Source organism: Streptomyces sp. NBC_00878 (assembly GCF_026341515.1).
In the GTDB taxonomy this organism is placed as follows: domain Bacteria; phylum Actinomycetota; class Actinomycetes; order Streptomycetales; family Streptomycetaceae; genus Streptomyces.
Genome location: NZ_JAPEOK010000001.1, coordinates 4778538 through 4805070 on the forward strand (window position 1 = coordinate 4778538; position 26533 = coordinate 4805070).

At 70.3% G+C, this 26533-nt stretch carries 20 protein-coding genes, 2 pseudogenes and 1 riboswitch; of the genes and pseudogenes, 8 read left to right on the top strand and 14 right to left on the bottom strand.

The annotated features are described in order from the left end of the window. Positions 1-201 precede the first annotated feature (201 nt). The 6 genes and pseudogenes from OHA11_RS20125 to thrC form a co-directional block, all read right to left on the bottom strand. Positions 202-447, bottom strand: a pseudogene (locus tag OHA11_RS20125) (12-oxophytodienoate reductase); the annotation flags it as partial. Positions 448-610: 163 nt separating this feature from the next. Beyond that, positions 611-1534, bottom strand: a pseudogene (locus OHA11_RS20130) (12-oxophytodienoate reductase); the annotation flags it as partial. Positions 1535-1686: 152 nt separating this feature from the next. Then, positions 1687-3315: a chaperonin GroEL gene (gene groL / locus OHA11_RS20135; protein WP_266498286.1), complete on the bottom strand. Its 1629-nt coding sequence runs from the start codon at positions 3313-3315 to the stop codon at positions 1687-1689. A gap of 380 nt (positions 3316-3695) precedes the next feature. Beyond that, the gene (locus OHA11_RS20140; RefSeq protein WP_007493268.1) at positions 3696-3902 is read right to left on the bottom strand and encodes a cold-shock protein; all 207 of its coding nucleotides are present in this window, start codon (positions 3900-3902) and stop codon (positions 3696-3698) included. A gap of 456 nt (positions 3903-4358) precedes the next feature. Continuing rightward, the gene (locus OHA11_RS20145) at positions 4359-4634 is read right to left on the bottom strand and encodes a MoaD/ThiS family protein (protein WP_266498288.1); all 276 of its coding nucleotides are present in this window, start codon (positions 4632-4634) and stop codon (positions 4359-4361) included. A 122-nt stretch (positions 4635-4756) separates the two neighbouring features. Next, positions 4757-6061, bottom strand: coding sequence for a threonine synthase (thrC, locus tag OHA11_RS20150; RefSeq protein ID WP_200396698.1), 1305 nt, complete (start codon positions 6059-6061; stop codon positions 4757-4759). A 17-nt stretch (positions 6062-6078) separates the two neighbouring features. After that, positions 6079-6236, bottom strand: a riboswitch (SAM riboswitch). A 202-nt stretch (positions 6237-6438) separates the two neighbouring features. Here thrC and OHA11_RS20155 point away from each other — a divergent pair. Together OHA11_RS20155 and OHA11_RS20160 are read left to right on the top strand one after the other, a co-directional pair. Beyond that, positions 6439-7386 (top strand): glucosyl-3-phosphoglycerate synthase, encoded by a 948-nt coding sequence (locus OHA11_RS20155; protein WP_266498293.1) that lies wholly within the window; start codon positions 6439-6441, stop codon positions 7384-7386. 146 nt (positions 7387-7532) lie between these two features. Then, a complete protein-coding gene (locus OHA11_RS20160; protein ID WP_266498295.1) occupies positions 7533-8942 on the top strand; it encodes a trehalose-6-phosphate synthase in 1410 nt (469 codons plus the stop codon). Positions 8943-9043: 101 nt separating this feature from the next. On the opposite strand, the gene otsB is transcribed toward OHA11_RS20160, so the two are convergent. Both otsB and OHA11_RS20170 read right to left on the bottom strand, forming a co-directional pair. Beyond that, complete coding sequence (gene otsB / locus OHA11_RS20165) at positions 9044-9898, bottom strand: trehalose-phosphatase (protein ID WP_266498297.1); 855 nt, start codon at positions 9896-9898, stop codon at positions 9044-9046. A gap of 52 nt (positions 9899-9950) precedes the next feature. Next, positions 9951-10190 carry a DUF3263 domain-containing protein gene (locus OHA11_RS20170; protein ID WP_266498302.1) on the bottom strand — a complete coding sequence of 80 codons (240 nt, stop codon included), beginning with the start codon at positions 10188-10190 and terminating at the stop codon, positions 9951-9953. Positions 10191-10477: 287 nt separating this feature from the next. On the opposite strand from OHA11_RS20170, the gene OHA11_RS20175 reads away from it, so the two are divergent. Beyond that, positions 10478-12967 carry a tetratricopeptide repeat protein gene (locus OHA11_RS20175; protein WP_266498303.1) on the top strand — a complete coding sequence of 830 codons (2490 nt, stop codon included), beginning with the start codon at positions 10478-10480 and terminating at the stop codon, positions 12965-12967. Continuing rightward, a complete protein-coding gene (locus OHA11_RS20180; RefSeq protein ID WP_266498304.1) occupies positions 12964-13488 on the top strand; it encodes a hypothetical protein in 525 nt (174 codons plus the stop codon). Before OHA11_RS20175 ends, OHA11_RS20180 begins: the two co-directional genes overlap by 4 nt. On the opposite strand, the gene OHA11_RS20185 is transcribed toward OHA11_RS20180, so the two are convergent. Both OHA11_RS20185 and OHA11_RS20190 read right to left on the bottom strand, forming a co-directional pair. Further along, positions 13396-15732 (bottom strand): tetratricopeptide repeat protein, encoded by a 2337-nt coding sequence (locus OHA11_RS20185; protein ID WP_266498305.1) that lies wholly within the window; start codon positions 15730-15732, stop codon positions 13396-13398. The two genes, OHA11_RS20180 and OHA11_RS20185, sit on opposite strands and share 93 nt — an antisense overlap. Before the next feature lie 200 nt (positions 15733-15932). Then, a complete protein-coding gene (locus OHA11_RS20190) occupies positions 15933-17198 on the bottom strand; it encodes an ABC transporter substrate-binding protein (protein ID WP_266507320.1) in 1266 nt (421 codons plus the stop codon). A 184-nt stretch (positions 17199-17382) separates the two neighbouring features. Between OHA11_RS20190 and OHA11_RS20195 the strand changes: the two genes are divergently transcribed. The 3 genes from OHA11_RS20195 to OHA11_RS20205 all read left to right on the top strand — a co-directional run bounded on the left by OHA11_RS20195 (position 17383) and on the right by OHA11_RS20205 (position 20737). After that, the gene (locus OHA11_RS20195) at positions 17383-18375 is read left to right on the top strand and encodes an ROK family protein (protein ID WP_266498306.1); all 993 of its coding nucleotides are present in this window, start codon (positions 17383-17385) and stop codon (positions 18373-18375) included. Continuing rightward, positions 18375-19613: an N-acetylglucosamine-6-phosphate deacetylase gene (nagA, locus tag OHA11_RS20200; protein WP_266498309.1), complete on the top strand. Its 1239-nt coding sequence runs from the start codon at positions 18375-18377 to the stop codon at positions 19611-19613. The genes OHA11_RS20195 and nagA overlap by 1 nt, the downstream gene beginning before the upstream one ends. Before the next feature lie 194 nt (positions 19614-19807). Continuing rightward, positions 19808-20737, top strand: a complete 930-nt coding sequence (locus OHA11_RS20205; protein ID WP_266498310.1) for a 1-phosphofructokinase family hexose kinase — start codon at positions 19808-19810, stop codon at positions 20735-20737. A 194-nt stretch (positions 20738-20931) separates the two neighbouring features. Here OHA11_RS20205 and OHA11_RS20210 read toward each other — a convergent pair whose 3' ends face one another. Both OHA11_RS20210 and cdgB read right to left on the bottom strand, forming a co-directional pair. Then, complete coding sequence (locus tag OHA11_RS20210) at positions 20932-21903, bottom strand: carbohydrate-binding protein (protein ID WP_266498311.1); 972 nt, start codon at positions 21901-21903, stop codon at positions 20932-20934. 154 nt (positions 21904-22057) lie between these two features. After that, a complete protein-coding gene (gene cdgB, locus OHA11_RS20215; RefSeq protein WP_266498314.1) occupies positions 22058-23749 on the bottom strand; it encodes a diguanylate cyclase CdgB in 1692 nt (563 codons plus the stop codon). Positions 23750-24177: 428 nt separating this feature from the next. Here cdgB and OHA11_RS20220 point away from each other — a divergent pair, with 428 nt between their 5' ends. After that, the gene (locus OHA11_RS20220) at positions 24178-24741 is read left to right on the top strand and encodes a flavin reductase family protein (protein WP_266498315.1); all 564 of its coding nucleotides are present in this window, start codon (positions 24178-24180) and stop codon (positions 24739-24741) included. A 78-nt stretch (positions 24742-24819) separates the two neighbouring features. Here OHA11_RS20220 and OHA11_RS20225 read toward each other — a convergent pair whose 3' ends face one another. Both OHA11_RS20225 and arfB read right to left on the bottom strand, forming a co-directional pair. Further along, positions 24820-25740: a sigma-70 family RNA polymerase sigma factor gene (locus tag OHA11_RS20225; RefSeq protein ID WP_266498317.1), complete on the bottom strand. Its 921-nt coding sequence runs from the start codon at positions 25738-25740 to the stop codon at positions 24820-24822. A 342-nt stretch (positions 25741-26082) separates the two neighbouring features. Next, on the bottom strand, positions 26083-26511 hold the full coding sequence (gene arfB / locus OHA11_RS20230; RefSeq protein ID WP_266498319.1) for an alternative ribosome rescue aminoacyl-tRNA hydrolase ArfB: 429 nt from the start codon (positions 26509-26511) through the stop codon (positions 26083-26085). Between the last annotated feature and the right edge of the window lie 22 nt (positions 26512-26533).

Consider the following 26533-nt stretch of genomic DNA (forward strand, 5'->3'; position numbering starts at 1 on the left):
TGTCCCACGACGAGTTCATGGCCCGGCTGGAGGAAGAGGACCGCCGGGAGACCGCCGCATCGGCGCCTGGCGGGCGTCGCCACCGTCCATGTGCTGAAGGTCGGCCGCAGCGCGTGGCCCACCCCCGCAACGCCCGAGGGCGACACCCCCGCAATTGAGGCTGCCGCCCTCGGCGTACAACAGCGGTCAGTGGTGGTCGGCTCAGCTCAGTGACCCCAGCGCCGTAGCGTCAAACGCCCCCAGCTCACCGAACCGCCCGCCCAGGACCTTCGCGGCCCGCTGCGGGTCCTGGAGCAGTGCGCGGCCGACCGCGATCAGGTCGAACTCCTCGGCCTCCAGGCGGTCGAGGAGGTCGTCGATGCCCTTGACCGGGGCGCCCTCGCCCTGGAAACCCTTGAGGAAGTCGCCGTCCAGGCCGACCGAGCCGACGGTGATCGCGGGCTTGCCGGGTCTTCGAAGTTGAGCGGTGCGCAGCGGCGAGGCCGCCCGCCCAGGGCGACGTTTGGAAGGTTCGGGACAGTTCTGACGGCTGCCACCAGGCCTTACGGAGGCCGCGAGTGTCCCAAATCTTCCAGTTACCTGACGGGCCCACCGCTCAACTTCGAAGACCCGGCTTGCCGGTGAGCTTCTTCGTCCAGCCCGCGAGGTTCAGGTCGGAGCCGTCGAACTCCGGCAGCCAGTAGCGGCGCGTCGACGCGTGGAAGGCGTCCACGCCCGCCGAGGCGAGCGGGGCCAGCAGGGCCTCCAGCTCCTCCGGCGTCTCCGCCAGGCGCGCCTTGTACACGTCCTGCTTCCACTGCGAGTAGCGGAAGAGGACAGGGAAGGTCGGCGAGACCGCCGCCCGCACCGCGGCCACGATCTCGGCGGCGAACTTCGTCCGGGCGACGAGATTCCCCCCGTACGCGTCCGTACGGCGGTTCGTGCCCGACCACAGGAACTGGTCGATCAAGTAGCCGTGCGCGCCGTGCAGTTCGACCCCGTCGAAGCCGATCCGTTCGGCGGCGGCCGCGGCCTCGGCGAAGGCCCGGATGACGTCGTCCAGGTCGGCCTGGGTCATGGCCGTGCCCTGGCCCTCGGTGCCGTCGAGGCGCAGGCCGGACGGGTCGACCGCGGGCGCGTCCGCGAACGGCGGCTGCCCGGCGGACCGCACCATGCCGATGTGCCAGAGCTACGGCACGATCCTGCCGCCCGCCGCGTGCACCGCCTCGGCGACCTTCGCCCACCCCGCGAGCTGCTCCTCCCCGTGGAACCGCGGAATCCGGTCACTCTGCCCGGCCGACTCATGACCCACGTACGTGCCCTCGGTGACGATCAGGCCGACCCCGGCGGCGGCACGGCGCGCGTAGTACGACGCCACGTCCTCCCCCGGAACACCGCCCGGCGAGAACTGCCGGGTCATCGGCGCCATCATGATCCGGTTCGGCACGGTCAGGCCGTTTAGGGCAACGGGCAGGGAGAGGATCTCGGCCGCGCGGGAGGCGGAGGCGGAGGCGGAAACGGAGGTAGACGCGGGAGCAGAGGCGGCGACAGCCACGTCCCGGTCACGTCCATGACCCCGGACACGCCCGAGGGCGGCACCCCTGGAGTGAGGTACCGCCCTCGTTCACGTACTGGTACTGCCTGGTACTGCGATGTACTACCGGGAACTGCCGAGAACTACCGAGCCTGGGCTGCTTGCGCCTGGGCTCAGAAGTCCATGTCGCCGCCCGGCATGCCGCCACCGGCGCCTGCGCCGGCGCTGGCCTTCTCCGGCTTGTCGGCGATGACGGCCTCGGTGGTGAGGAACAGCGCGGCGATGGACGCGGCGTTCTGCAGGGCAGAGCGCGTGACCTTCGCCGGGTCGATGATGCCTTCGGCGATCATGTCGACGTACTCACCGGTCGCGGCGTTCAGGCCGTGGCCGACGGGAAGGTTGCGCACCTTCTCGACGATGACGCCACCCTCAAGGCCACCGTTGACGGCGATCTGCTTGAGCGGGGCCTCCAGGGCGAGCTTCACGGCGTTGGCGCCGGTCGCCTCGTCACCCTCCAGGTCCAGCTTCTCGAAGACCGAGGAGGCCTGGAGCAGGGCCACGCCGCCACCGGCGACGATGCCCTCCTCGACGGCCGCCTTCGCGTTGCGAACGGCGTCCTCGATGCGGTGCTTGCGCTCCTTGAGCTCGACCTCGGTGGCGGCACCGGCCTTGATGACGGCCACGCCGCCGGCCAGCTTCGCCAGGCGCTCCTGGAGCTTCTCGCGGTCGTAGTCCGAGTCGGAGTTCTCGATCTCGGCACGGATCTGGTTGACGCGACCGGCAACCTGGTCCGCCGAGCCCGAGCCGTCGACGATCGTCGTCTCGTCCTTGGTGATGACGACCTTGCGGGCCCGACCCAGCAGCTCCAGGCCCGTGTTCTCCAGCTTGAGGCCGACCTCCTCGGAGATGACCTCGCCGCCCGTGAGGATGGCGATGTCGTTCAGCATCGCCTTGCGGCGGTCACCGAAGCCCGGAGCCTTGACGGCGACGGACTTGAAGGTGCCACGGATCTTGTTGACGACGAGGGTCGACAGCGCCTCGCCCTCGACGTCCTCGGCGATGATCAGCAGCGGCTTGCCGGACTGCATGACCTTCTCGAGAAGGGGCAGCAGGTCCTTGACGTTGCCGATCTTGGAGTTGGCGATGAGGATGTACGGGTCGTCGAGCGACGCCTCCATCCGCTCCATGTCGGTGGCGAAGTACGCCGAGATGTAGCCCTTGTCGAAGCGCATACCCTCGGTGAGCTCCAGCTCCAGACCGAAGGTCTGGGACTCCTCGACGGTGATGACGCCTTCCTTGCCGACCTTGTCCATCGCCTCGGCGATGAGCTCGCCGATCTGGGTGTCGGCGGCGGAGATGGAGGCCGTCGAAGCGATCTGCTCCTTGGTCTCGACATCCTTGGCCTGCTCAAGGAGAGCACCGGAGACGGCCTCGACGGCCTTCTCGATACCGCGCTTGAGAGCCATCGGGTTGGCACCCGCGGCCACGTTGCGCAGGCCCTCGCGGACGAGCGCCTGGGCGAGAACGGTCGCAGTGGTCGTACCGTCACCGGCGACGTCGTCCGTCTTCTTGGCGACTTCCTTGACCAGCTCGGCGCCGATCTTCTCGTACGGGTCCTCGAGCTCGATCTCCTTGGCGATGGACACACCATCGTTGGTGATCGTGGGGGCGCCCCACTTCTTCTCGAGGACGACGTTGCGACCCTTGGGACCGAGGGTGACCTTTACGGCGTCGGCGAGCTGGTTCATCCCGCGCTCGAGACCGCGCCGTGCCTCCTCGTCGAACGCGATGATCTTGGCCATGTGAAGTGGTCCTCCCGGACTGGGGTGGAATCTCCAGGACCGCGCCCGCGCCCGCGACGGACGGCCTGCCGACCTCGTGGTTCCTTGCCCCACCCGGCCTGCGGGCCTCACCGACCCGGTCCTCGTTATCACTCTCACCTTCAGAGTGCTAACGCCAATGATTAGCACTCGACCCATGCGAGTGCAAGCGGCTCAGGATGATCCGCAGGTGAGAGCCGGTGGGGGGAGAGGGCAGGAGGAGGACGGGAGGGGGCAGGAGGTGGGGAGGAGAGGGGGAGCCTGCCGCCGTGAGGGCGTCACGCGGACATACCGAAGGGCCCGCACCCGGAGGTACGAGCCCTTCGAAAGAAGAACGTCGCTGCAGTAAGTCGGCGCGTGCTTCAGCCGGTCGCCAGTCGGACCATGTCCGCCTGCGGCCCCTTCTGGCCTTGCGAGATCTCAAAATCGACCCGCTGACCCTCTTCCAGGGTGCGGTAGCCGTCCATCTGAATCGCGCTGTAGTGGACGAAAACATCCGCACCACCGTCGACCGCGATGAAGCCGTACCCCTTCTCCGCGTTGAACCATTTGACGGTGCCCTGAGCCATGCCTAACTCCCCTATTACTGGCCCTTGCACAGACCCGCACTTCGCGGATCCGGGTCAGACCTCACCCCCCAACGGTTGGGGGTGTGCGCCGGAACGCGTCGACCGCGGCCGAATGTATCCGTCCAACTGCCCTCTGCAACAGGTCAATCCGACGAGAATTCCGGGCGTGACCGATCGGGAATATGCGAAGAATTCACGAAGATTCAGGGCAAGTCGGGCCCCATAAATGCCATAAACGGCTCAAAAAGGCGGGGCACTTTGGCTACTTCTTGTCGGGCTTCGGGCGGGAACTTATATGCGCCTGGCATGCGGATCGAAGCAGCTTCCCCAACTGTACCCCGCTCAACCATACAGAATTGCCCCTTCCGCTTCTCTTACGGAGGGGGCAATTCGGTGAACTCTCAGTAATCACAGTTACCGACGGTAATGATCAGTCATCGGCACCGCGCCCGCTGGTCAGCCGCCGGCGACGGCGGGGATGATCGACACCCCGACCCCGTCCGGCGTGGCCGTCTCCAGCCCCTGCTCGAAGCGGACGTCGTCGTCGTTCACGTACACGTTGACGAACCGCCGCAGCTGCCCCTGGTCGTCCAGAACCCGGGCCGCGATCCCGGCGTGGTTCTTCTCCAGATCGGCGATGACCGCGCCGAGAGTCCCACCCTCGGCAGAAACCTCGGCCTTGCCGCCCGTGTAGGTACGCAGAATGGTGGGGATACGAACGTTGACGCTCATGGGGTTAGACCTCCGTCGGAGTGGGTGGCCCCTTCAGGGGCGCGGGGAACTGCGCAGTCTTTTTTGGGGGCGCGGGGAACTGCGCGACCAGCCCCCACGCGCCCGCAGCGAAGGAACAACGACTAGCCGAGCCCAGCTTCACGGAAGGAATCCAGGTTCGGCCGGATCGTCGCGGTCAGCCCCGTGTCGGAAGCGACCGCGTCCAAGGTCTTCAGACCATCCCCGGTATTGAGGACGACAGTCGTCAGACTCGGATCCAGCAGCCCATTCTCGATCAGCTTCTTCGCCACCCCCACCGTCACACCACCAGCGGTCTCCGCAAAGATCCCCTCGGTCCGCGCCAGCAACTTGATCGCGTCGACCACCTGCTCGTCGTTCACGTCCTCGACGGCCCCACCCGTACGCCGGGCGATATCGAGAACGTAAGGACCATCCGCCGGGTTTCCGATCGCGAGCGACTTCGCGATCGTGTTCGGCTTCTGCGGCCGTACGACGTCGTGCCCGGCCTTGTACGCCACGGACACCGGCGAGCAGCCCTCGGCCTGCGCACCGAAGATCTTGTACGGCTTGTCCTCGACGAGCCCGAGCTTGATCAGCTCCTGGAGCCCCTTGTCGATCTTCGTGAGCTGCGAGCCGGAGGCGATCGGCACGACCAGCTGGTCCGGCAGCTGCCAGCCGAGCTGCTCACAGATCTCGTACGCCAGGGTCTTGGACCCCTCCGCGTAGTACGGCCGCAGGTTGACGTTGACGAAGCCCCAGCCCTCGCCGGCCGGGTCGCCGATCAGCTCGGAGCAGAAACGGTTCACGTCGTCGTAGTTGCCCTCGATGCCGACGAGCTCGCCGCCGTAGACCGCGGCCATGACGACCTTGCCCTGCTCCAGGTCGTGCGGGATGAACACGCAGGACCGGAAACCGGCGCGCGCGGCGGCGGCGCCCACCGCGCCGGCGAGGTTGCCGGTGGAGGAGCAGGAGAGGGTGGTGAAGCCGAAGGCACGCGCGGCCTCCAGCGCCTGGGCGACGACCCGGTCCTTGAAGGAGTGCGTCGGGTTGCCGGAGTCGTCCTTGACGAAGAGCTTGCCGGCCTCGACACCCAGCTCGCGCGCCAGGTTGTCGGCCTGGACGAGCTTGGTCCAGCCGGGGTTGATGTTGGGCTTGTCGGCCACGTCCGCGGGGACGGGCAGCAGCGGCGCGTACCGCCAGATGTTCGCGGGTCCCGCTTCGATCCGCTTGCGGAGCTCCTCGGTGTCGTACGCCGAGAAGTCGTACGCGATCTCCAGCGGGCCGAAACACTCCTCGCAGGCGAAGACCGGACCGAGCGGCACGCGGTGGCCGCATTCGCGGCAGGAAAGCGCGGCAGCCGGGCCCAGGTCGACGGAGTTCGCGGCGGGGGTGGAGTTCGTGGTGCTTGCAACTGTCTGCGCAGCCATGGAGGCGAGGCCCTTTCTCCTCATCTTCCTCACGACGCACTTCGCCGTGAGACGGATTTGGCACCTTCCCTAGCCGGGAGCCTCGCTGCGCTGATCGACGATGATCAGGACGAGACCGGCTGGAGGGTTGCCGGGGCTTCAACGGGCCGTATCCCTCTGCCCCTCTGGATGAGCGGTATTCAGTTGTGGTTCTGGCTCTGGTTTTGGTTGTGCACGCAACGACCCCCGACATGCGATGGTCATCAGCGTTGTTCAAGACTGTAACCGAAGGCCTGGATGGTGGAGAGAGCCGTCCGAACCGCGAGATGACAGTGACGCACCCGACAGTGCCTCGCGCCGGGCACACGCATCCCAAAGAACGCAAGGGAGAGCCGCACGTGCTGGAAGACGTCGAGCGCTGGCTGAGCACGCGCTCCTGGTCCGTCGAGGACCGCCCGCTCAAGCAACTCATCGCCGCGAAGCGTGCCAATGGCTCCACGGTGAGTGTCGTACTGCCCGCGCTCAACGAGGAGGAGACCGTCGGCGAGATCGTCGCGATCATCCGCCGTGAGCTGATGACCAGGAAGGTGCCGCTCGTCGACGAGATCGTGGTGATCGACTCGGGCTCGACGGACCGTACCTCCGAGGTCGCCGCCGACGCGGGTGCCCGTGTCGTGCACCGGGACGAGATCCTGCCCCGGCTGCCGGCCGTCCCCGGCAAGGGCGAGGTGCTGTGGCGCTCGCTCCTCGTCACCAGCGGGGACATCGTCGCCTTCGTCGACGCGGACCTGAAGGAGTTCTCGGCCGACTTCGTCTCCGGGATCGTCGGCCCGCTGCTGACCGACCCGGGCGTGGACCTCGTCAAGGCGATGTACGACCGACCGCTGGGCTCCGCCGCAGGTCAGGGGGGTCGGGTGACGGAACTCATGGCCCGTCCGATCCTGAACATGCACTGGCCGCAGCTGGCCGGCTTCGTCCAGCCGCTGGGCGGGGAGTACGCGGCCCGCCGCTCCCTCCTCGAACAGCTCCCGTTCCCCGTCGGATACGGCGTGGAGCTGGGCATGCTGGTCGACGCGCTGCACCTGGTGGGCCTGGACGCCCTGGCCCAGGTCGACGTCGGCGTCCGCAAACACCGCCACCAGGACGGCCAGGCCCTGGGCCGCATGTCCGCCGCGATCTACCGCACGGCCCAGCTCCGCCTGGCCCGCGGCCACATGATCCGCCCGTCCCTGACCCAGTTCGAACGCGGCGAGCACGGCTTCGAGCCGCGCACGTACTCGGTGGACATGGAGGAGAGGCCGCCGATGGCGGAGATCGAGGAGTACGTGGAACGGAAGGCGGCGTAGGCCTTTTCGGGGGCGCGGGGCTGTGACATTCACCGCTCCGCCGCGGGGCGGGACCGGCTCCCACCGGCGGTCGGGCGGCGTACAGCCTCCCGTATACGGCGGGTGGGAACGTTTGAGCGTTTCCGCCGGGGGCTAGATTTCGAGGCATGGTCTCCACCCGCGGCACCCACACCATCCTGGTCGCCTCCAATCGCGGCCCGGTCTCGTACACCCAGGACGAGACCGGGGCGCTCACCGCCAAGCGCGGCGGCGGCGGCCTCGTGTCCGGTCTCTCCGCGATCGGCCCGGACGCGGGCGCCCTGTGGGTGTGCTCGGCCCTCGGCGACGGCGACCGCGAGGCGGTACGACGCGGGGTGGGCGAAGACGGCGTACGCATGCTCGACATCGACGCCGACACGCATGCCGCCGCGTACAACGGCATCGCCAACTCCGCGCTGTGGTTCGTCCACCACATGCTCTACCAGACCCCCCTGGAGCCGGTCTTCGACGCCGAGTTCCGGCGGCAGTGGGCGGCGTTCGAGACGTACAACCACGCCTTCGCCGAAGCGCTCGCCGAGGAGGCGGCGGAGGGCGCGGCCGTCCTCGTACAGGACTACCACCTGACCCTCGTCCCGCGGATGCTCCGCGAACTCCGCCCCGACCTGCGGATCGGGCACTTCTCGCACACGCCGTGGGCGCCACCGGAGTACTTCCGGCTGCTGCCGGACGACATCGCGGCGAAGGTACTCGGCGGGATCCTCGGGGCCGACCGGGCCGCGTTCCTCACCCAGCGGTGGGCGGACGCGTTCACGGACTGCTGTCACGCCGTACTGGGTCCGGGGATTCCGTCCGGGACCCGCATCGGGGTGCACGGCCTCGGGGTCGACGCGGACTTCCTGCGCGAGCGCTCGCACCGGCCCGACGTGGACGAGCGGATGGCGACCCTGCGGGAGCAGATCGGCACGGACCCCGACGGCCGCGCCCGCCGGACGATCGTGCGGGTGGACCGGACCGAGCTGTCCAAGAACATCGTGCGCGGGCTGCTGGCGTACCGGGAACTGCTGGCGGACCGGCCGGAGTTGCGCGAGCGCGTGGTGCATGTCGCCTTCGCGTACCCGTCGCGCCAGGACCTGGCGGTCTACCGCGACTACATGGCCGAGGTGCAGCGCGTCACCGACGAGATCAACTCCCAGTACGGGACGCCGGGTTGGACCCCGGTCCTGCTGAACCTCAAGGACGACTTCGCCCGCTCCCTCGCGGCCTACCGGCTGGCGGACGTGGCCCTGGTGAACCCCATCCGGGACGGCATGAACCTCGTCGCCAAGGAGATGCCGCTCGTGTCGGACGACGGGTGCGTGCTGGTGCTGTCCCGGGAGGCGGGGGCGTACGAGGAACTGGGCGAGGACGCGATCGTGGTGAACCCGTACGACGTGTCGGGCACGGCGGACGCGTTGTACGCGGCGCTGGCCATGCCGGTGAGTGAGCGGGCCGAGAGGGCGAAGCGGTTGGCTGTCGCCGGGACGGCTTTGCCTCCGGCGCAGTGGTTCTTGGACCAGCTTCAGGCGCTGGAGGCGTAGCGCTGCGCTGCCGCGGGTTGCTCGGACCGTGCGGGTCCGTTGTGGCTGGTCGCGCCCCGCGGCGGAGCCGCAAATGTCACAGCCCCGCGCCCCTCAAAAGCTCACGGGGCCAGCTTCGTCGCCAGTGCCGCCAGTAGGCGTACCACCCCCTCCGGGCCGTCCACCACCAAGTCCGCTCGGTCGGACAGTTCCGTCACCTCGTTGCTGCCGCTGCATACGAGGACGCCCGGTACGCCCTCGGTGCGGAGTTTTTCGACGGCGGCGAAGGCGGGGAGGTCGCCGAGGTCGTCGCCGCAGTACATGACCGACTCGGCGCCGACGTCCCGTACGTACTCGCTGAGGGCGACGCCCTTGTCCATGCCGGGCGGGCGCAGTTCCAGCACCATTCTCCCCGGCTCGACGATCAGACCGTGGCGGGTGGCGAGCTCGGCGAGGGGTTCGCGGAGGGCCTCGAACGCGGCCTGGGGGTCCTGGGCGCGGCGCGTGTGAACGGCGACGGCCCGGCCCTTCTCCTCGATCCACGTGCCCTGCCAGGCGCCGATGGCGTCGAGGAATCCGGGGAGTTCGGCGCGGGCTTCGGCGACGCCGGGGTGGGGGGCGGGGGCCTGGACGGTGCCGGTGACGGCGTCCCAGCGTTCGGCCCCGTAGTGGCCGAGTACGACGAGGTGTTCCAGGCCGGGGACTCCGTCGAAGCCGCCGTGGCGGACGGCGACGGCGGCGGGCCTGCCGGTGACGACGGCGACCGAGGCGACCCTCGGGGCGAGGGCCGCGAGGGCGGGTACGGCGTCCGGGTGGGCGCGGGCCTGTTCCGGGTCGGGGACGATCGGGGCGAGGGTGCCGTCGAAGTCGAAGGCGAGTACGGCCCTGGCGGGCCGCGCGATGATGGCGTCGAGTCCGTCTCGGCCCGCCGGGGTCACGGGGATCGGCATCGACGATGAGTCGGGGTGACTGGCCATGCTGTGACCCTATCCGCGGGGGCGAGAAAAACCTCCCCCTCGTCCCTCCCCCTCACCCCTCCCTCTCAGCCCGCCGTACATCCCTCACCCGCCGCAACCGGTTGACCGTGACGGGATCGTGGGCAAGGGCCCGCGGCGCGTCCAGGAGGGCGTTGAGCAGCTGGTAGTAGCGAACCGGGGCCAGCCCCAGTTCCTCCCGTATCGCCCGCTCCTTGGCCCCCGGCGTGGACCACCCCCGCCGCTCCAGCGCAAGCACCGCATGCTCCTGCGCGGTCAGCTCCTCGTCGTCCATGCCCGGCACGGTAGCGGAGTCCGGCCGGGGCACCCCCTGCACGCCGAGCGTGGGTGCACGAGCTTGCCAGGAAGGCCGTCGTCACTTTCCGAGCAAACGGGAACCTGATCAGTCCTGTTTCGCTCATTTTTCGCTCGCTTTTCGCTCGTTTCAGTGATCAACGCTCTCGCGGTCTTGTGACGGCGCCCGGATTCCGATGGGATGCGTCCAGCCCGCTGGGGGTGGGTGTCCGGGGACGCGGCGTGATGGTGCCCCGGCAGCCGTCGCGATGAGCCCGAGGACCCCAAGTGACCGAGCACCGAGGTGGCGCTGTTCCAGGCCCGGATTCCCTGTACGACGTCTTCATCTGCTACACGTGGGCGGACGGCAAGGAATGGGCCGACGCCATGTACGCGGCCCTGAGCGCCAGGGGACTGGTGGTCTTCCAGGACGACCTGTCGGTGCCCGAGTGGGACGACGACGAAATGCTGCCGTCGGTGAAGGCGGCCCTCCTCGGCTCACGGGTTCTCCTTCCCCTGCTCACCCCGTGCTTCGACGAAAGCGACCACTGCTGGTCCGAATTGCACCTCGCCCTGTCCTGCGCGAAGGCTCTGGGCGGGACCGCGATGCGCCGGATCATGCCGCTGACCTGGAAGGTGCCGCCCGCGAAGGTCAGGCCCAAGGCGGTCAAGCGGCGCAAGCTCACCCGGGAGGGCCGCTCGGTCGAGGAACTGGCGGACCATGTCGCAGGTGTGGTCCGCGAGGTGGCGGAAGCCGACGGCCGGCGCTTCGGCGACGCGATGACCGACAGGCCGAGCTGGATCGTCGATGAACTGATCGGCGAGTCCGGATTCGTCGGACGGCGCAAGGAACTCTGGGCCCTGCACGACGCACTGCAGGAGCGCGGCGGAACACTCGACAGCGGTGCACCCATCGTTTCCGTACGAGGACTGGGAGGCTCGGGCAAGACCACCCTGGCCAGGCAGTACGGCCGTTGGGCGGCCCAGGACCATCCCGGCGGCGTCTTCGTCGTCGAGCTGTCCGGCAGTGACCCCCTGGGCCGGGACGACTCCGGCGCCGTCCAGGCCGGCTTCGACACGGCGATGCGGCGTATCGCGACAGGTCTCTCCATCCCCGATCTCTCGCTGCCCGATCTCTCCCTGCCCGAACGCGCGGGCACCAGCGAAGAGTTACGGCATGCAGTCGGCCGCCATCTGAGAGATCTGCCGTCCTATCTCTGGATCGTCGACGACCTCCCCGCCTCCGTGAGCCTGCGCGAGCACCCGTACCTGCTCGCCCCCAGCCCCAACGGCAGGACACTCGTCACCACCCGCGGCACTGTCCGCGGCACGAGCCGCACCGACATCGTTCTGTCCCGCCTGGGCCCGAGACCAGGACTGAGTCTGCTGACCGCACACCGCAGGCCGGTCCGGGAGGACATCGACGAACGCAACGCCGCTCGCGGCATCGTGGCGGACCTGCGGGAGCACCCCCTCGCTCTGCGGATCACCGCCGGGCTGACGACTACAGAGGGATTCACCGGCTACCGCTCCCTCCTCGCGGACCTGCGCGAGGATCCCAAGCCCGTGCTCGAACTCGCGGAACACCTGGGCCACGACCTGCCCGCGGAGACCGCCCGCCCGCTCAGCGGAGTCCTGCTGCGCGCGTTCGACGCCCTGCCCGCCCCTGCTTCCCGCCTGCTCGCCGGCGCGAGCGTACTCGCCGCAGCGCCCATCCCTCACGACCTCCTGGCGGGCGCACTCCGCGGTACGGACGAGGACCCGGACGCCGCCGAGACAGCGGTGACGGACGGCATCCGCGCTCTTGAGGGCCGAGGACTCGTCGAGGCGGCCCAGGATGTCTCCGGCGCCACCTACTTCGTCCACGCGCTGGTCGGTCGCGCGGCACGCGTCCTGCTGCGCGACGCGACGCGGCGGCAGGTCTCCCACCGGGCGGTGCGCACGCTGGCCGACCTCCTCGACCGGACGGAAGTCGACGCCGCGTCGAGGCTCCGTACGCTCGGCCTGCTGGCACACGTCCAGGCCGCGGCGAATCTGGCGGCCCCGGAAGGCTGGGGCGTCGACAACGGCCAGTGGTCCCTCGTCGCGCAGTCCGGGCGTCTTCGCTCGCAGCTGGGCGACAGCGCGGGCGCCGTCGACGACTTCCAGGCCCTGTACGCCTCGTGCCGTGCTTCGCCGCTCTGCGACCCGTACACCACGCTGTGCGCGCTGGTCGGACTCGGAGCCGTGCTCCAGGAGAACGGAGCACTCACACAAGCGCGCGAACTCCAGGAGCGGGCCGTCGAGGAACTCGACGCACTGCACGGCCGCGACGGGTTCGGCCGCCCCCATCCCGACACCCTGTGGGCGATGAACAATCTCGCCAACACCCACCAGGCGCTCGGCGACCACCGGACGGCCCGCACGCTGCTGCGGGAGACCTACCGTGGCTGGCACGGACGCCTCGGCCCGTCCGCTCCGCAAACCCTGACGGCCCTCAACAACCTGGCGATAGCGATCGGCCGAGGACCCGGCCGTTACGCGGCGCCCACCGCGCTGCGCATCGCCGCCTTCGCCCACGAACGATGGGCCAACACGGCCGGACGCGACGCCCGGGGCACGGTGGACAGCCTGTTCAGCATCGGCGCCAACCACCTCCGCCTCGGTGACGCCGCGACGGCGCTCACCGCGTTCGAGGAGGTCTGGCGGCGACGCCGGGCCCACCTGGGCGACGACCACCCCGACACCCTCGACGCTCGCGAGAACATCATCACCGCACGCAGGAGGACCGCCTCGTGACCACTGCTCCCGACGACTGGAGCCACTACGCCCTCTACGCGGACCGGCTGCGGGTGCAGGGGCCCGAGCATCTCGCCACCGTGACGACCCTCTGGGCCCTGCTGCACGGAGGTCTCACGGACTTTCCGCTGCCGGAGGGCGCCGGCATTACCGTCGGCGAGCCGAGCGATCTGCCCGACGGCGTCGGCCCCGAAGACGTCCATCTGGAAGGCGACCACGACGAACTGCTCTCCGAACTCCTGGTCGCCGCGGTCGATTTCCAGGAACGGCAGGTCGCACGGCACGGCCCGGACGCCCCCGAGACACTGCGCGCGACCCTGGGCCTCGCCCACGCGATGGCCGCGGCCAATCAGTACGAAGGGCAGCGCGACCACGCCCTGATCCTGGCGCAGGACGCCCGGGAGGGCATCGACGACTGGGCGGCACGGTCACCCGAGGCCGTCGGTGCCAGGGACCAGGAGGTTGCCCGGACCCTGCACCACTGGGTCCTCGACCGGCTGGGCGAGGACCCCACCTACTGAGCCGGGCCGCCCGTCACCGAGGTCCCCGCCTACTGAGCCGGGCCGCCCGTCACCGAGGTCCCCGCCTACTGAGCCGGGCCGCCCGTCACCGAGGTCCGCCAACCGCGCGGCCACCGCATCGGCATCCGACGCGCCCAGCGACGTGAACAGCTCCAGCGCCGCCTGCCACCGGTCACGGGCCGCGTCGACATGCCCCGCGGTGGCGTACACGGAGCCGAGCTGCCGCAGGGCCCGTGCCTCCTCGTATCGGCTTCCGGCTCCGCGGGCGAACTCGATGGCCTGTTCATAGGCCCGGGCGGCGGACACACCGTCGCCGTCCCGCTCCAGGGCCATACCGAGCGTGTACGCGGACTGGGCGACGTCGAGGCCGAGGCCCAGCGCGGAGAACAGGGTCATCGCCTCGGTGGCGTGGCCCGTCGCGTCGGCGGTGCGGCCCAGCGCGGTCTCGGCCTTGGCCATGCTGCGCAGAGTGATGCCGACCTTCCGCATCGCCCCGGTCCTGCGATAGACGTCCAGGGCACGCTGCTGAAGGTCCAGCGCCTCGGCGTACGCGCCCTGCCGCCGACGGACGGAGGCGAGGTTGGCCAGGGCGTCACTGAGGCCGTGCCCGTCGTCGAGTTCCGCGAACCGGTCGTGCGCCAGCCGGTACTGGCGGGCCGCCTCCTCCACGCTGCCCGCTTCCAGCAGAGCGCGCCCGAGGTTGTTGCGCGTCATGGCCTCGGCACGGCGGTCGCCCAGGCGTTCACATCCGGCCAATGCCAGGTAGTGGCTCTCCGACCAGCCGTCCAGGTGCTTGGCCAGGTAGAAGTAGTCGCGCAGGGTGTAGGCCAGTTGCCAACGGCGCACGTCGAAGACGGGGTCGTCCAGTCGGCAGAGCGCCACCAGGGTGCGCCACTCGGCGTCCATCCAGCACAGTGCGTCGGCCCTGCTCGCCATCGGCGGCTCGACCGCGATCGGACGCCCTCCGGTCGCCAGGGCGAAGCGGTAGCGGTACGGCATGATGACGCGTCCGGCCCGGTCCGCCATGGACAGGTAGTAGTCGTACAGGCCGTCGAGCGGGTGCGGGTCGTGCGGGTGCGGGTCGTGCGCCGACGTGCCGACGGCCGTGTGCAGTTCGCGCCCGTAGGCGCGCATCAGATCGTGCATCGCGAACCGGTCGCCCCTGTCGTCCACGAGGTGCGAGTCGGACAGCCGGCGCAGCAGACGGACCGCCTCGTCGCCCGGCGTTCCGAGCAGCGCCGCGGCCGAGGGGAGGTCGAACGTGTCGCCGGGGTGCAGCGCGAGGAGTACGAAGGCTTCGCGTACGGCCGTCGGCAGGCTTCGGTAGGACCAGGAGAACACACTGCGCAGGGTGGAACGGGTGTCGTCGTCCGCGTCGAAGTCGAAGAGGTCGAGCCCGGTGCCGATGCCGTTCAGCTCGCTGACGAGCGAGGCGATGCTGCGTGTGGGACGTACGGCGACTTTCTGCGCCGCGATGCGCAGGGCCAGCGGAAGGCCGGCGCAGTGGGCGGCGAGTCGGCCGACGCTCTTCTTCTCGGCGGCCGCCCGCTCCCCGATCGCGGCATTGAGCAGCGTGATGCTCTCGGCACCGCCGAGGACGCCGAGCGCCACGGTCCGTACCGCGTGGTGCACACTCAGTCCGCTCAGCTTCCGTCGACTGGTGACCACCACGGCGCAGGTGTCCGAGCCCGGCAGGAGGGGGCGGATCTGGTCGGTGGAGGAGGCGTTGTCGAGGAGGACGAGCACCCGGCGACCGCTCAGCGCCGTACGGAAGGTGGCCGCCCGTTCCTCCAGTGGCCCGCTCTCGGCGGCGAGCGACCGCCCCAGGGCGCGCAGAAAGCCGCTGAGAACGGTGAGCGGCGACAGCGGTTCCTCCGGACCGAAACCCCTCAGGTCCACGTAGAGCTGGCCGTCCGGGAAGTGGGGGGCGGCCCGGTGTCCCCAGAATGCGGCCAGTGCCGTCTTACCCGTGGCGGCGGCGCCGGAGAGCAGCACGATTCTCGGTTGCCCGGCCGTGGGCGGCTGGAGCAGACTTCCCAGTTCCTCCAGTTCCGCGGCGCGCCCCACGAACAGGCCCCCGCTCACCGGAAGCTGACGCGGTATCTCGGTTCCCGGCGCGCCGCCGGTCACCTGGATCCCACCGTCGATCCGGCCCGCCTGAACCACCACACCGGCCGAGGCGTTGACCGCGTTGGTGATCTCGTGATCTCGGAGGCGGACGGGACGGTGCAGGTGATCGGCCATGCGGTTCCCCCTCGGCACACACACGCGCGCGTATCGCCTCTTTCCCGAGAGTAGCCACCACCGGCCGCCACGGACACCGTGCCTCGACCGCGACGAGCCGGTGGAACGGCCTTGAGAGCGCGGGACCGTGTCGACGCACGGCTCCGCCACGTGGGGGCGACAAGCCCCCGCGACCGGCACCCGACACACCACCGACAGCGCTACGACGCGCTCTCCTCCGCGACAGCGGTCCGCTGGAGCCGGCCCAGGATTGCCGACGGGTTGCCCTTCGGGCTCACGGCCTTGCCTATGCGCTGCTTGATGGCCGCGCTCACCGACGCCCAGGACGTCTTCGCCGCGGGGTACAGCTCGGCATTGGGCAACTCGCCGAGGAAGTCGACGAGATCCGCGTCGGACCTGTCCGCCGCCATCGTCTCGGACGCCGACGTGGTCACCGGCAGCAGGTCGTACTCGCGCGAGAACGCGAGCACGTTCTTGTCGCTGTACACGTAGTCGAGGAAGTCCCCGACCTGCTCGGCGTGCCCGGGCTTCCTGAACGCCGTCATCCAGTCGGCGACGCCCATCGTGGCCTTGGACCGCCCGTTGATGCCGGGCACCGGCACCATGCCGAACTCCACGCCCTTCGCCGCGGCGGCCTTCATCAGCGTGGGGTGGCCGTTCAGCATGCCGACCTCGCCGCGTGTGAACGCCTCGAAGGCCTGTGCGCGGTTGAGATTCGCGGGCGCGACGGGTCCGGTGAGTCCCTTCTCGACCAGTTCCTCCTTCAGCCAGGTGAAGGTCTCGACGTTCTGGTCGGAGTCGATGCCGTACGACCCGACCGTGTCGGTGTAGCCGTCACCGCCGCTCAGCAGCCACATCATCGTCTCGGCCTGCGCCTCCTCGGGCCCCAGCGGCAGCGCGTACGGGTACGTGACGCCACGCGACTTGAGGACCTGGGCGTCGGCGGCGAGCCGGCTCCAGCTCCGCGGCGGGGTGAGGCCCGCGTCGGCGAAGAGCTTCTTGTTGTAGAAGAGCAGCCGCGTCGAGGAGGCGAACGGCATGCCGTACTGGGTCCGGTCCAGCTCCCCCGCCTCGGTGAGCCGGCCCACGAAGTCGGCCTGGGTGTCGATGGAGAGCAGGTCGTCGGCCTCGTAGAGCTGCCCCTTCGCGGCGTAGTCGGCGTACGCGCCGATCTGTGCCATGTCGGGCGCGTGACCGTCGGCGACCATTTTCTTGACCTTGGCGTCGACGTCGTTCCAGGAGTAGACGCTCACCTCGACCTTGACCCCGGGGTTCTTCGCCTCGTACGCCTTGGTCAGTCGGTCCCAGTACTTCTGGGAGCTGTTCGCCTCGGAGTCGCCGTAGTCGGCCGCGACCAGCCTCAGCGTGACGCCCCCGGACCCGGACGCGCCCCCTTCTCCATCCCCGTCCCCGGACAAACTGGCGCAGCCTCCGATGACCGCCGTCATGCCCAGCGCGGACACCATCGCGATCAGACCTGTCACTCGCCGCTGCACTGCTGTCGCCCCACTCTTGACTCGTCCGCACGGCCGATCGAAACGGCCGATTCACACGTGCGATCCAATTTATTTCGATTCGCAATTTCGCCCTAAGGTCTACACCACGTGAGTGGACTAGACCTCTCACGGGGTAAGGGGCGACACTGTCCTCGTGAGACATGTCATCGCCCTCGACGTGGGCGGCACCGGGATGAAGGCCGCCCTCGTGGGGGCGGCCGATGCCATGCGCTCCGAGGGGTCACCCCCGGCGCCACCCCCCGTGCTGCACCAGGCCCGCCGCGCCACCGGCCGCGAGCACGGGCCGGACGCCGTGGTCGAGTCGATCCTCGCCTTCGCGGCCGACCTGCGCGCGTACGGCGAGCGCCACCTCGGCGAGCCCGCGGCGGCCGTCGGCGTCGCCGTACCCGGCATCGTGGACGCCGACCGCGGCATCGCCGCCTACTCGGCCAACCTCGGCTGGCGCGACGTACCCCTGCGGGACCTGCTCAGCGAGCGGCTGGACGGGATCCCGGTCGCCCTCGGCCACGACGTGCGCACCGGCGGACTCGCGGAGGGCCGGATCGGCGCGGGCCAGGGGGCCGACCGCTTTCTGTTCGTGCCGCTGGGCACCGGCATCGCGGGCGCGATCGGCATCGACGGCCGGGTGGAGGCGGGCGCGCACGGCTTCGCGGGCGAGATCGGCCACATCGTCGTACGCCCCGGTGGCGCCCCCTGTCCGTGCGGCCAGCGCGGCTGTCTGGAACGGTTCGCGTCCGCGGCGGCGGTCAGCGAGGCCTGGGCCGAGGCGTCCGGCGACCCGGAGGCGGACGCGGCGGACTGCGCGAAGGCCGTCGAGTCCGGGGACCCCCGGGCACGGGTGGTCTGGCAGGAAGCCGTGGACGCCCTCGCCGACGGACTCGTCACGGCGCTCACCCTGCTGGACCCGCGCACCCTGATCATCGGTGGCGGTCTCGCCGAGGCAGGGGAAACCTTGTTCACACCGCTACGGGCCGCGGTCGAGCAACGCGTCACGTTCCAGAAGCTGCCCGCCATCGTCCCCGCGGCACTGGGGGACACGGCCGGCTGCCTGGGCGCGGGCCTCCTGGCCTGGGACCTGCTGGGTACCCCTTCCCCTTCCAACCCCGCTTCGGAGGTAACCCCCTGATGACCATGAACCGGGTGCACGACAGCGCCCCGCAAGGGGCGCGGGGCGAGACATCACGCGGCTCCGCCGCGTGGGCGCGACCAGCCCCCACCGACCCGCACATCGTGGTCCTCTCAGGTGCCGACGTCGTACTCCCCACCGGGACGGTGAACGGCGGCCGCGTAATCGTCGAGGGCACGCGCATCGCCGGAAGCGCTCCCGCGGGCGCACCCACGGTGGACCTGCGCAACCACTGGGTGGTCCCGGGCTTCGTCGACATGCACAACCACGGCGGCGGCGGAGCCTCCTTCACCTCCGGCACGGTCGAGGAGATCCTCAAGGGCATCCACACCCACCGCCTGCACGGCACGACGACCCTCGTCGCCTCCACCGTCACCGGTGACATGGACGGCCTCGCCCAGCGCGCCGGACTGCTCTCCGAGCTGGCCGAGCAGGACGACATCGCGGGCATCCACTTCGAGGGCCCGTTCATCTCCCCGTGCCGCAAGGGCGCCCACTCCGAGGAGCTGCTGCGCGACCCGGACCCGGCGGAGGTCCGCAAGCTGATCGACGCGGCCCGCGGCCGGGCCACCATGGTCACGCTCGCCACCGAACTGCCGGGCGGCATCGACTCCGTACGCCTCCTCGCCGAACACGGCGTCATCGCGGCGATCGGGCACACGGACGCGACGTACGAGCAGACGGTGGAGGCCATCGACGCGGGCGCGACCGTGGCGACGCACCTCTACAACGCGATGCCCACGCTCGGGCACCGCTCCCCCGGTCCGATCGCCGCCCTCCTGGAGGACGAGCGGATCACGGTCGAGCTGATCAACGACGGCGTGCATCTGCACCCGGCCTCGCTCCAGCTGGCGTTCCATCACGCGGGCGGCGACCGGGTGGCGTTCATCACGGACGCGATGGACGCGGCGGGCTTCGGCGACGGGCGCTACATGCTCGGCCCGCTGGAGGTCGAGGTCAGTGAGGGTGTGGCGCGGCTGGTGGAGGGCGGTTCGATCGCGGGCTCGACGCTCACGCTGGACCGGGCGTTCAGGCGGGCGGTGACCGTGGACCGGCTGCCGGTCGAGGACGTCGTCGCGGCCATCTCGGCCAATCCGGCCAGGCTGCTCGGCCTGTACGACCGGGTGGGCTCGCTGGAGCCGGGCAAGGACGCGGACCTGGTGGTGCTGGACTCCGACTTCGAGGTCAAGGGCGTGATGCGCCGGGGCGCATGGGTGGTGGAACCGCGGCTGGGGTGACGCAATCCCCTGTTGCCGTACGGCGGTTGGCCCGCAGGACTGGGCCGACCGCCGTTCCCTTTGACATGATCGGGTCTCCGGGACGGCCGGCAAGCGCGTTCTGGGTGTCCGCTTGATGAATCTCTTTGACGAACGTCTTTGACGAACGTCCTTGAATCTCTTTGATCAATCTCTTCGAGGGAGGCCGGGCCCAGGTGATCCTCACGGTCACGCTGAACACCGCTCTCGACATCACCTATCGCGTACGGGGGCTGCGCCCGCACACCTCGCACCGCGTCACCGAGGTGACCGAACGGCCCGGCGGCAAGGGCCTGAACGTGGCCCGGGTGCTCGCCGCCCTCGGCCACGAGGTGACGGCGACGGGCTTCGCGGGCGGGGCGACCGGGCGGGCCGTCCAGGAGCAACTCACGTACACACCAGGTGTCGTGGACGCGCTGGTCCCGGTGGCGGGCGCGACCCGTCGCACGATCGCGGTGGCCGACACGACGACCGGTGACACGACTCAACTCAACGAGCCTGGCCCGTCGATCACTTCGGCCGAGTGGTCCGCCTTCAAGGAGGCGTACGAGCATCTGCTGCGGTCCTCCTCGGCGGTGGCGCTGTGCGGCAGTCTGCCGCCCGGGGTGCCGGTGGGGGCGTACGCCCAACTCGTCCGCGCGGCAAGGGCGTTGGCGGTGCCGGTGCTGCTCGACACCAGCGGGGAGCCGCTGCGGCGCGGGGTGGCCGCGCGCCCCGACGTCGTGAAGCCGAACGCCGACGAACTGGCCGAACTCACCGGCGCGCACGAGCCGTCGCAGGCGACGCGGGATGCGCGTCGGCGTGGCGCGCACGCGGTGGTGGCCTCGCTGGGCGCGGAGGGCCTCCTGGCCCGTACGCCCGACGGCGACTGGCGGGCCGTCCCGCCCGGGCCGGTCCGCGGGAACCCGACGGGCGCGGGTGACTCCGTGGTCGCGGGCCTGCTATCGGGGCTGGTCGAACACTTACCGTGGCCGGACCGCCTGGCCCGGGCGGTGGCGCTGTCCGCGGCGACCGTACTGACCCCGGTGGCGGGGGAGTTCGACCGGTCGGCGTACGAGGAGTTGGTGGGGCGGGTGACTGTGACGGGGGAGGTGACCGCGGCGTGAGCGCCCCGCTTGGCCGCGGAAGCGCTCCGCTTGGCTGCGGAATGTTCGGCTGCGGGTGGGTGGGGGTTGCTCGCGCAGTTCCCCGCGCCCCTTATGAGGCAGAGTGTCGGCTGCGGGTGGGTGGGGGCTGGTCGCGCCGTTCCCCGCGCCCCTAAAAGACTGCGCCGTTCCCCGCGCCCCCAAAAAAACCTGCCCTAGCGCTTGACCTGGCCCGCCTTCAGGCTCAGTTGGTCCAGGAGTACGTCGCACTTGTCGCCGGTCTGGCAGGAGAGGGAGATCGTGTTGGTGCCCTTGTTGAGGGTCGGCCACGCGTAGGTCTGCGTCCAGCCCTTCTCGAACTCGCCCGCCCCGGCCTTCGCGAAGTTGCCGAGGTTCAGCTTGTTGCCGAACGGCTTGCCGTTGACGGTGAGGGTCATCTCCTGGTCGTCGCCGGCGGCGCTGTATACCGCGAAGAGGGTGTAGACACCGCCCTCAGGGATCCCGCTGACGGACCAGGTGACCTCGGAGCCGACCGTGTTGAGGCCCGTCACATAGATCCCGCCCGCGGAGCTCGCGCCGTCGACGTCCGACGCCGTCGTCACGCCGGAGCCCAGTTTCAGGGCCTTCGCGTCGATCGTCGGGAGGTCGGCCGGGGCCTCGCTCTCCTTCGTCGGCTCCGCGCTCGGCTCGACGCTCTGGCCGGGCGGCGGGGTCGAGCCCGTCGCGTCGCCGCCCTTGTCGTCGTCCGAGTCGCCGCCGAGCATCGCGATGCCGATGCCGATCACGACGGCGGCCACGACGGCGACGGCACCGATCAGCAGACCCTTGGTGTTGGGACCGCGGCCCCGGCCGCCACCGCCACCGCTACCGGCGTAGTCGGGCAGCGGCTCGTACGTGGTGGGCGCGCCGCCGGGGAAGGCCTCGGGCGCCGAGTAGTTCGCGTTCGGCTGGCCGTACGTCCCCTGCTGCGGGGGCACCTGCCCGTACTGCGCGGTGGGGGCTGTCGGCGCGGCGGGCTGGCCGTACTGGCGTTCACCGACCGGCCGCGACCTGTTGACCGAGCCGGGGTAGCCGTAGCCACCGCCGCCGCTCGGCGGCTGGGCTCCGGCGGCCTGACCGTCGGCGTACAGATAGCCGAACGGGTCGTCGTCCTCGGGCGTGCTCGCGCCGTTGTTGCCGGGCGTCATCCCTAGGTCTCCTAGCGGGTGCGGTTCAGATGCGGTACGGGGGATCGAAAGGCGAGCCTACCCTCCCCCAGTCTCGGATTCACTCGACCGGGGGGACCCCCATCCGGTGCCCCAAACGGGTGACTCGGCTCGCCTCGCATCGCTGACCTGCGGATCAGCCCGCACGCCTGTGCGCTTTGGGACGAGACCGTTTCTCTACGTACATCCGCTCGTCGGCGGACTGCAGGACCTCGTCCGCCGTCATGCCGCAGTGTGCCCACCCGATACCGAAGCTGGCACCGACCCGCACGGCCCGGCCGTCGACCCTGATGGGCTGGATGATCTCGTTCCGCAGCCGTACCGCGAGGTCCTGCGCGTCGGCGCGGCCGAGGCCGTCGGCGAGCACCACGAACTCGTCGCCGCCGAGCCGCGCGACCGTGTCCCCGTCGCGCACCGCGCCGCCGAGGCGCCGGGCCACCTCGATCAGCACCGCGTCGCCGGCGTTGTGCCCGAACCGGTCGTTGATCGACTTGAAGCCGTCGAGGTCGCAGAAGAGCACCGCGAGCCCCTTCGTCCCGTCGTCCACGTCGCCCTCCGGGGCGACGGTGTGCACATGGTGGTCGTAGGCGGCGAACCCGTCGTGGCCCGGCCGGTAGTCGAAGCCGTGCCCGTTCGCGTCGTACACGCCGACCGCACCGGCCGTGTCGTGCTCGGCCGGCGGGTGCCCGTACGCCGCGTCGATCGTGTCGACCACGCCGGGCTCCGTCGCCGCGGGCTTCGCGCACAGCCGGGAGCCGAGCCGGGCGCGCAGTTCGGCCGAGTTGGGCAGGCCGGTGAGCGAGTCGTGCGAGGCGCGGTGGGCGAGCTGCAACTCGCGGCGCTTGCGCTCCTCGATGTCCTCGACGTGGGTGAGCAGGAACCGCGGCCCGTCGGCGGCGTCCGCGACCACGCTGTTGCGCAGCGACACCCACAGGTACGTACCGTCGCGGCGACAGAGTCTGAGTTCGGCCCGCCCGCCCTCGGCGGAGGTCCGCAGCAGCGTGCCGATGTCCTCGGGGTGGACGAGGTCGGAGAAGGAGTAGCGGCGCATCGAGGAGGCGGGCCGGCCCAGGAGGCGGCACAGGGCGTCGTTCGTACGCAGGATCCGGCCGTGCTCTTCGCCGCCCATCTCGGCGATGGCCATGCCGGACGGGGCGTACTCGAAGGCCTGCCGAAAGCTCTCTTCGCTGGCGCGCAGCGCCTGTTGCTCCCGCTCCAGGCGGACCAGCGCGCGCTGCATATTGGCACGTAGACGCGCGTTGCTGATGGCGATGGCGGCCTGGAACGCGTACATCTGCAGGGCCTCGCGGCCCCAGGCGCCGGGGTGCCGTCCGTTGCGCGGGCGGTCCACGGACAGCACGCCGATCAGTTCGCCGCGGGAGCCGCCAGGGACTCCCGGGGTGTACATGGGCGCGAAGAGCCGGTCCGCGGGGTGCCACTCGTCCTCGAAGCGCGGAGCGGGCCCGTCGGTGTACCACTGCGGGACGTCGTCCTCGTCGAGGACCCAGCCCTCCGTGTGCGGTATGAAGCGCAGATCGCCCCACGACTCGCCCATGGTGAGCCGACGGTCCCAGGAGGCGCGGGAGCCGGCCCGTCCGGCGATGAGCGCCTCGGCGGCGGAGTTCCCGGCGAGGGCGGCGACCACGAGGTCGCCGTCGGGGCGTACGAGGTTGACGCAGGCAAGTTCGTAGCCGAGGCCGGTCACGACTCCGTCGGCGACGGTCTGCAGCGTGTCGGCCAGGCTGCGGGCCGTGTTCATGTCCGCCATGACCTGATGCAGCTGCCGCAGGGTCGCAAGACGGACGTACGGCTCCGACTCGGTCTCCATGCTCGCTCTCCCCGAGACCTCGACAGCAACTCCAGAGTTATCCAGGCTTCTCGTCTGTACTCATCGCCTACTGATCGCCAACTGATCATCCACCGGCCACTCGACCCACTCAACGGCCGGTCCCACTGATCGCCTACTGCTCACAGCGTCCCCGCCACTGAATCACAGCGCGCTGCCCACTCGGTACACAGGGTCAACAAAATATGGCACCTGTGACTCAAGTCACAGATTAAGATGAACAATTGAGTAGAGTTTCTGTGTTTTCGCGGTGCGTTTACTGACCGCAAATTTGTGGGATGTGTGCGCGCTCCAGATAGGAGGCACAAGTCACACTCCTCTCCCCGACCGCAAGCCAGTCGCAAGACCTAGGACTCGACTCGGCCCTTGGCCCGATGTGCCGCACGGACGCCGGAGAATAGCGTCTTTCCGTGCTGAACACTCCCTCTGCCGCTCCGCCCGCCCCGCCCGTGCATGCTGAGGGGGTGAGCAACGACGAGTTCCGCGCCGCCATGTCCCGGCTGGCCGCGGGCGTGGTCCTGGTGACCGCGCACGAGCCGCAGCCGGACCCGGACGGCCCGAGCGGCGAAGACGTCGGCATGACGGCGACCTCGTTCATGTCCGTGTCCCTGGACCCGCCCCTCGTCCTCCTCAGCCTGCGCGAGGGCTCCCGCATGGACGACCTGCTCGACGAACAGCCCCTGTGGGCGGTCTCCGTCCTCACCGAGACCCAGCGTCAGATCGCGGGCCGCTTCGCCATGAAGGGCCGCATCTCGGACCGCCTCCTCTTCGAGGACATCTCGTGGGTACGCGGCGAGGCGTCCGGCGCCCCGCTGGTCGGCGGGGCGCTCGCGACCCTGGAGTGCCGGACCGAACAGCGGGTGACGGCGGGCGATCACACGCTGGTCATCGGCCGGGTCCTGACGTCGTCGGTACCGAACACGGAGAGCGGCCCGCTGACGCACTTCCGGGGCCGGTACCGGCCGTTGGGGTAGGTGACGTACTCCGCCGGGGCCGGGAGCGGGGGCAGCGGGGGCAGTTGACGACAGTCGGGGTGGTGGCGGCGATCCGCCTCACCGATCCAGGTAAGTGATGTCGAGGCAGGTGGTGTCGAGCCCGGCCCCGACTGGCCACTCCGCCTCCCGGACGATGTCGATCACCGCGATCCGGCCGCGTACGAAGGTGAAGGTCAGCACGCTGACCAGGCGTCCCTCCATGAAGCCCACGATGCCCGTGGCTCCGTTGACGAGGGCGGGCCGCCCGGCGCCGGCGAGCCGCCCGAACGTGATCGCGCCGGACGCCACGGCCGCCGCGCCGGTCGTGACAGCGGCCCCGGACCGTGCGACCACATCGGGATCGAGCACCGCGACGAGCCCGTCGAAGTCCCCGTCCCGCGCGGCGGCCAGGAAGGCGCCGACGACCTCCCGCTGCCGTTCGAGATCGGCATCGGACGTCGGAGTACCTCCCTGGACCCGGCGCCGGGCTCGGCTGGCGAGCTGACGGGCCGCGGCCGGCGTACGCCCCACGACGGTCGCGACCTCCTCGAAGGGCACGGCGAACAGGTCGTGCAGCACGAAGGCGAGCCGCTCGGCCGGACTCAGCGTCTCCAGGACGACGAGCAGGGCGAGGCCGACGGAGTCGGCGAGCAGCGCCTCCTCCTCGGGATCGGCTCCGGCGCCGGCCCCGAGGACAGCGTCCGGCACCCGCCCGCCCGGCGCACCCACCCCACCGGGCCTGCTGTCCGGCTCGCCCAGGGGCTCCTCGCGGCGCGTCCGGCGGGAGCGCAGCATGTCGAGACAGACCCGGCCAACGACAGTCGTGAGCCAGCCGCCCAGGTTCTCGACCGCGCCGACGTCGGACCGGCTGAGCCGGAGCCAGGCCTCCTGAACGGCGTCGTCGGCCTCGGTGAGCGAGCCGAGCATGCGGTGGGCGACGGCATGCAGATGGGCGCGGTGCGCTTCGAATCGCAGGGCGAGCGTTTCCACGTCGAGCACGTTCTCGCGCCCGCGCGGACGACGATCCTCACGACCGTCCCAAGAGCCGTTCCGACGATCGCCCTCACGACTGTTTTCTTTGTTTTCCGGCCCGCTCTCCGACTTTTCTTCGGCCTTTTCTTCCGACGAAAGGAATTCGTCCCCGCTCATGCGCGCAGCATCTCCTCAGCCACCCATCGACCACACCTCGGCCACCCTCGGCCGCTGCTCCACCGCTTTCTTCCGCGTTCTTCCGCGGTCCGTCGGTAAGTTGACGTACCGGGGCGGCCGAATGTGACAGGGGCCGAATGTGACGAGGGACGAATGTGACGGGGGACGAATGTGACGGGAGGACGCGGCCCCTCAGGTCCAGTCGCGACCGGAGCGCCCGCGCTTCATATCTCCGCGCTGCTTCTTCTCGCGCAGCCGACGCTCGTTGATCCCGCGGGGAATCCGGGTGGCGCGACGGGGCCTCGGCGGCGGGGCGCTGGCCTCGGCGAGCAGCGAGGCGAGCCGGACGGCCGCGGTCTCGCGGTTGCGCCACTGGGAACGGTGCTCGGAGGCGCGCACGCTGACGACGCCGTCGACGAGCCGCCCGGCCAGCTTGGCGAGGGCCCGCTCCTTCCACACCGGCGGCAGCGCCTCCGTCTTCGCCAGGTCGAAGCGCAGCTCGACCTGTGAGTCGGACGTGTTGACGTGCTGCCCGCCCGGCCCGGAGGAGCGCGAGAAACGCCACATGAGCTCGGCCTCGGGCAGCGAGACGGAGCCACGGATGACATAGGGACCGGACATAGCCCCCATGGTCCCCTGCCTG

Bases quoted from the DNA above. Each gene is read 5' to 3' on its own strand.
- thrC (WP_200396698.1), bottom strand. From the start codon at position 6,061: ATGGCTGCGCAGACAGTTGCAAGCACCACGAACTCCACCCCCGCCGCG.
- OHA11_RS20145 (WP_266498288.1), bottom strand. From the start codon at position 4,634: ATGAGCGTCAACGTTCGTATCCCCACCATTCTGCGTACCTACACGGGC.
- OHA11_RS20210 (WP_266498311.1), bottom strand. From the start codon at position 21,903: ATGACGCCCGGCAACAACGGCGCGAGCACGCCCGAGGACGACGACCCG.
- cdgB (WP_266498314.1), bottom strand. From the start codon at position 23,749: ATGGAGACCGAGTCGGAGCCGTACGTCCGTCTTGCGACCCTGCGGCAG.
- OHA11_RS20190 (WP_266507320.1), bottom strand. From the start codon at position 17,198: ATGGTGTCCGCGCTGGGCATGACGGCGGTCATCGGAGGCTGCGCCAGT.
- OHA11_RS20160 (WP_266498295.1), top strand. From the start codon at position 7,533: ATGGTCTCCACCCGCGGCACCCACACCATCCTGGTCGCCTCCAATCGC.
- otsB (WP_266498297.1), bottom strand. From the start codon at position 9,898: ATGGCCAGTCACCCCGACTCATCGTCGATGCCGATCCCCGTGACCCCG.
- arfB (WP_266498319.1), bottom strand. From the start codon at position 26,511: ATGTCCGGTCCCTATGTCATCCGTGGCTCCGTCTCGCTGCCCGAGGCC.
- OHA11_RS20170 (WP_266498302.1), bottom strand. From the start codon at position 10,190: ATGGACGACGAGGAGCTGACCGCGCAGGAGCATGCGGTGCTTGCGCTG.
- OHA11_RS20140 (WP_007493268.1), bottom strand. From the start codon at position 3,902: ATGGCTCAGGGCACCGTCAAATGGTTCAACGCGGAGAAGGGGTACGGC.
- OHA11_RS20185 (WP_266498305.1), bottom strand. From the start codon at position 15,732: ATGGCCGATCACCTGCACCGTCCCGTCCGCCTCCGAGATCACGAGATC.
- nagA (WP_266498309.1), top strand. From the start codon at position 18,375: ATGACCATGAACCGGGTGCACGACAGCGCCCCGCAAGGGGCGCGGGGC.
- groL (WP_266498286.1), bottom strand. From the start codon at position 3,315: ATGGCCAAGATCATCGCGTTCGACGAGGAGGCACGGCGCGGTCTCGAG.